We start from the raw sequence: 979 nt of genomic DNA, 5'->3' as shown, positions 1-979 counted from the left end.
CTTCCGACAGGCGACGCACGTTACCAGGAACGTAGCCGCGGCCTTTTTCAACCTTGATCTGCATGTCCAGCTTGCCACCAGCGGTCAGGTGGGCGATCACGTGGTCAGGGTTGATCAGTTCGACGTCATGCGGCAGGTCGATGTCGGAGGCCAGGATCGCGCCTTCACCTTCTTTTTTCAGGGTCAGGGTTACCGAATCGCGGTTGTGGACTTTGAAAACCACACCCTTCAAGTTCAGCAACAGATCGACGACGTCTTCTTGCACGCCATCGAGGGAGGAATATTCGTGGACGACGCCAGCGATCGTCACTTCGGTCGGCGCGTAGCCTACCATCGACGACAGCAGAACGCGGCGCAACGCGTTACCCAATGTGTGGCCATAGCCGCGCTCGAACGGCTCCATCACGACCTTGGCGTGACCTGCACCGAGAGCTTCAACATCGATAATACGTGGCTTTAACAAACTGTTTTGCATGAAATGTCCTTTTCAATACCCTCGGCTCATTACACCGATAAGGCTGATGGCATTAGTAAAACGCCCACTCAAGAAAGTGAGTGGGCGGGAGTCTTGCTAACTACTATTAACGCGAGTACAGCTCGACGATCAGCGATTCGTTGACGTCGTTAGCGATTTCGTTACGCTCTGGCAGGGACTTGAAGGTACCTTCCATTTTCTTGGCATCAACCGAAACCCAGCTAGGCATACCAACTTGTTCAGCCAGCGACAGTGCTTCAACGATACGCACTTGCTTTTTCGATTTTTCACGAACAGCAACGATGTCGCCGACTTTGACTGCGTACGAAGCGATGTTCACAACGATACCGTTCACGGTGAACGCTTTGTGGCTGACCAATTGACGCGCTTCAGCGCGGGTCGAGCCAAAGCCCATGCGGTAGCAAACGTTGTCCAGACGCGTTTCCAGCAACTTCAACAGCGTTTCGCCGGTGTTGCCTTTACGACGGTCTGCTTCAGCGAAGT

Annotated in this window: 2 protein-coding genes; both read right to left on the bottom strand. The window is 53.7% G+C overall.

The annotated features are described in order from the left end of the window. On the bottom strand, positions 1 to 475 hold a 475-nt coding region (locus ASN89_RS26495), incomplete at its 3' end, for a DNA-directed RNA polymerase subunit alpha (protein WP_414842528.1). A 106-nt stretch (positions 476 to 581) separates the two neighbouring features. Further along, positions 582 to 979 (bottom strand): 30S ribosomal protein S4 (rpsD, locus tag ASN89_RS26490; protein WP_058051333.1); only part of this gene is annotated, 398 nt, incomplete at its 5' end.

The organism is Janthinobacterium sp. Ant5-2-1 (genome assembly GCF_001445815.1).
GTDB classification, from domain to species: Bacteria; Pseudomonadota; Gammaproteobacteria; order Burkholderiales; family Burkholderiaceae_D; genus Janthinobacterium; species Janthinobacterium lividum_E.
Note: the sequence above shows the minus strand (reverse complement) of the source record. Positions and strands in the feature narration are given on the sequence as shown.